Below are 3,650 nucleotides of genomic sequence, written 5' to 3' on the forward strand. Positions count from 1 at the left end.
GTCGTTGACCGTACGGCGCCCGGGGCGCTTGTCACACCTTGAGGTACTTGCGCAACGCGATGAAAGCGGCAAGAGCGGGCATCAGGAGACCGATGATGAGCACCAAAGGCAAGACCTCGATCACGGCGTCCCAGCCGATGAAGTTGACCAGTTGCATCTTCTCGGAGAGCGCGAGGCCGTGGTCGATCAGGAAGTACCGGCCCGCCAGCAGCAGCACACATGCCACCACGCCGCCGAGAAGGCCCGCGAAAGCGGCCTCCATGATGAACGGCATCTGGATGTAGATGCTGGAAGCACCGACAAGCCGCATGATCCCGGTCTCACGCCGACGGCTGAACGCCGAGACACGCACGGTGTTGACGATCAGCATCAGTGCGATGATCAGCATCAGCCCCATCACGAACAGCGCCGCGATGTTCATGCCTTCCATCAGGTCGAACAGGTTCTGCAGGATGTTTCGCTGATCCTGTACGGACTGCACACCGTCCCGGCCTGCGAACGCGGTGGCCACCACCTGGTACTTCTCCGGGTCCTTGAGCTTGACCCGGAACGACTCCTGCATCTGGTCAGGGGTGATCGTCGCGGCGATGGGGGTGTCGCTGTACTGCTCGCGATAGTGCTTGTACGCCTCGTCAGCCGACTCCCGGTGCACGGTGTCGACGACGTCCATCTTCTTGAGATCGCTCTCGATCTGCTCCTTCTGCTCGGCGGTCACCGCGCCTTTGGAGCACTTCTCGTCTGTTTCCGCGTCGTTCTTGTTGCAGAGGAAGATGGAGACGTTGACCTTGTCGTACCAGAAGTCCTTCATGGTGCTGACCTGCTCACGCATGAGCAGCGCACCGCCGAAGAGCGCGAGCGACAGGGCCACGGAGACGATCACCGCGAAGGTCATCGTGAGATTGCGGCGGAGACCGACGCCGATCTCCGACAGTACGAACTGGGCACGCATGGCGAGTCGTTCAGCCTTTCAGTGCTGGTAGCCGTAGACGCCGCGCGCCTGGTCACGTACGAGCCGGCCCTGTTCGAGCTCGATGACGCGCTTGCGCATCTGGTCCACGATGTTCTGGTCGTGGGTCGCCATCACCACTGTGGTGCCGGTCCTGTTGATCCGGTCCAGCAGCTTCATGATGCCGACGGAGGTCTGCGGGTCCAGGTTGCCGGTGGGCTCGTCCGCGATCAGCAGCATGGGGCGGTTGACGAACGCCCGGGCGATGGCGACGCGCTGCTGCTCGCCGCCGGAGAGCTCACCGGGCATCCGGTCTTCCTTGCCACCCAGCCCGACGAGGTCGAGCACCTGGGGCACGGACTTGCGGGTCTCGCCGCGGGACTTGCCGATGACCTCCTGGGCGAAGGCCACGTTCTCGGCGACGGTCTTGTTGGGCAGCAGGCGGAAGTCCTGGAAGACCGTGCCGAGCTGGCGGCGCATGTGCGGCACCTTCCAGTTCGACAGGCGTGCGAGGTCCTTGCCCAGGACGTGGACCTGGCCGTGGCTGGCGCGCTCCTCGCGCAGGATCAGCCGCAGGAAGGTCGACTTTCCGGAACCGGACGAGCCCACGAGGAAGACGAACTCGCCCTTCTCGATCTCCAGGGAGACATCACGCAGGGCTGGGCGGTTCTGCTTGGGATAGCTCTTGGAGACGTTGTCGAATCGGATCACGAGTGCACCACGGTCAGCTGGGAGTAGGTGTGCGTGACCATACGCGAAGGAGGATGACCCGCGCAGTCACCGACCGGCGTTGCGGCATTTGTACGGCTTTGGCGGGTCGGTCCGGCACGCTTCGCGACGGGGGGGCATCCGAGGGGACGCGCCGAATCGCGCCGGAGCTGGCACAGTGGGAGGGGAACGGACGCGTCCCCGTGCACGTTGAGCGGAGAAGACCACTGAGAAGCATCACCGGGGCACCCCGGGAGTACGACTCGGCCGACGGCTCCGCCGTGCGGGAGGAGGAGAGCGCATGACCTACGACCGACTGGTGTGCGCCAACTGCGCGGCACCCGTCAGCGAGGGCCGGTGCCCCGTCTGCCGCAGCAGCCGCGAGCGGCTGCAGCAGTCATCCGGGCCGCTGGCGGGCTTGAGCCCGACGACCCTGCTCGCCCTCCTGGCGATCCTGGTGGCCGCTGTGGCGCTGCTGGCGGCCCACCAGACCGTGTAGACGGCCTCCCCCGCCATTCCCCCGCCCCGAGGGGCCGGAAGGCAGGACTGAACGCCTCTCAGGGTCTCTCAGGACGCCGCAGACGCACCAAGGGGCCCGGACGCCATTCGGCGCCCGGGCCCCTTGTGCACTCTGTTACGAGTGGTTACGCCGCGCACTCACGTACGGCTGCGACCACTCAGGCGGCCGTACGCCCGCCGCCGGCGAGACGGGGCAGCATCCGGAAGCCGATCCCGCCCGCGATCATGGTCGCGGCACCGACCAGCAGGAACGTGGTCTGCGTGGCACCGGTCTCGGCGAGCTCTTCCTTGGCCTGACCCTGCTCGACCGGGGTGGAGCCGGCGTTGTTGGTGTCGGTGTTGTCAACGCACTCGGCACCCTCGACGTTCACGGTGCAGTCGCCGGAGCCACCGTCAGCGCCGTTGCCGCCGCCGTTCCCGTTGCCGCCGCCGTTGCCGTTGCCGTTCCCGCCGCCGTTACCGTTCCCGTTGCCGCCGCCGTTCCCGTTACCACCGGGGGTGGTCGGGTCGGTCGGGTCCGTGGGGTCCGTCGGGTCCGTGGGGTCGGTCGGGTCCGTCGGGTCCGTCGGGTCCGTCGGGTCCGTCGGGTCCGTGGGATCCGTCGGGTCCGTGGGGTCCGTGGGATCCGTCGGGTCCGTGGGGTCCGTGGGATCCGTCGGGTCCGTCGGGTCCGTGGGATCCGTCGGGTCCGTCGGGTCGGTGGGATCCGTCGGGTCCGTCGGGTCGGTGGGATCCGTCGGGCAAGAGGCGTCGCCGGGGATGCACGGCTCGTCGTCGTTGCCGCCGCCGCCGTTGCCGTTGCCCTCGTTCCCGCCGCCGACGCCGAGACCGACCTCGACACCCTCCTTGGAAACCCCGGCCTCAGCCTTGATCCCCACAACGTCCACACCGATACCGACGGCCTGAGCGGCACCCGCGGCAGTCAGGGACGCACCGGCCGCAATCACCGCGCCGGCGGCTATCCGTGCCACACGGACCCGCGTCTTCTTCGTCATCTGTGTGCTACCCCCAGTAGCTCTACGTCATTGCTGCAGCGTCGAGGAGCACCGGCCGCTGGGGTCGGACTCGCCTTCCCCGCCCACGGACTCCGGAAACACGCATGCCGCGCGCCAGCCTTCCCAGTTTTCGCGAAGGCGTCAAGGACGTTGCGCGTGCGATGCCCGGAATAAGGGGAGTTGACTGAGGCAATGGCTCCAACTGTGACATGAGAAGGGAACTGGCGCCGAGGGGGCGCCAGTTACCTTGTCGACAAAGCGAGCGATCGGCCACACGTCGCTTGCGCCAGCGAACAACGGCCCCTGCCGCGCTCCGCCGAGGAGCACCGCACCGGATCCATGAGGGCGACCGCGCCCCGAACTTCCGGATGGACGAACGGCCCGAACCCGACATCAACACCCGAAGCGGACAGCCACCACTGAAGACCGCCACGGTCACCGAACGTAACGAGCGGCGCCGGATACCCAAGGATACTCCGGGA

4 protein-coding genes are annotated in these 3,650 nt (G+C 67.2%); 1 reads left to right on the forward strand and 3 read right to left on the reverse strand.

Going from position 1 to position 3,650, the window contains the following annotated elements; genetic code table 11:
* Positions 1-31 precede the first annotated feature (31 nt).
* Together ftsX and ftsE are read right to left on the reverse strand one after the other, a co-directional pair.
* The gene (gene ftsX / locus ACFWI9_RS33355; RefSeq protein ID WP_387168786.1) at positions 32-949 is read right to left on the reverse strand and encodes a permease-like cell division protein FtsX; all 918 of its coding nucleotides are present in this window, start codon (positions 947-949) and stop codon (positions 32-34) included.
* An 18-nt stretch (positions 950-967) separates the two neighbouring features.
* Complete coding sequence (gene ftsE, locus ACFWI9_RS33360) at positions 968-1,657, reverse strand: cell division ATP-binding protein FtsE (RefSeq protein WP_387168789.1); 690 nt, start codon at positions 1,655-1,657, stop codon at positions 968-970.
* A 298-nt stretch (positions 1,658-1,955) separates the two neighbouring features.
* Between ftsE and ACFWI9_RS33365 the strand changes: the two genes are divergently transcribed.
* Positions 1,956-2,153 carry a hypothetical protein gene (locus tag ACFWI9_RS33365; protein ID WP_387168792.1) on the forward strand — a complete coding sequence of 66 codons (198 nt, stop codon included), beginning with the start codon at positions 1,956-1,958 and terminating at the stop codon, positions 2,151-2,153.
* 178 nt (positions 2,154-2,331) lie between these two features.
* Here ACFWI9_RS33365 and ACFWI9_RS33370 read toward each other — a convergent pair whose 3' ends face one another.
* The gene (locus ACFWI9_RS33370) at positions 2,332-3,168 is read right to left on the reverse strand and encodes a hypothetical protein (RefSeq protein WP_387168795.1); all 837 of its coding nucleotides are present in this window, start codon (positions 3,166-3,168) and stop codon (positions 2,332-2,334) included.
* Positions 3,169-3,650: the final 482 nt, after the last annotated feature.

The sequence above is a fragment of the Streptomyces sp. NPDC127084 genome (assembly GCF_042724175.1).
Lineage (GTDB): Bacteria > Actinomycetota > Actinomycetes > Streptomycetales > Streptomycetaceae > Streptomyces.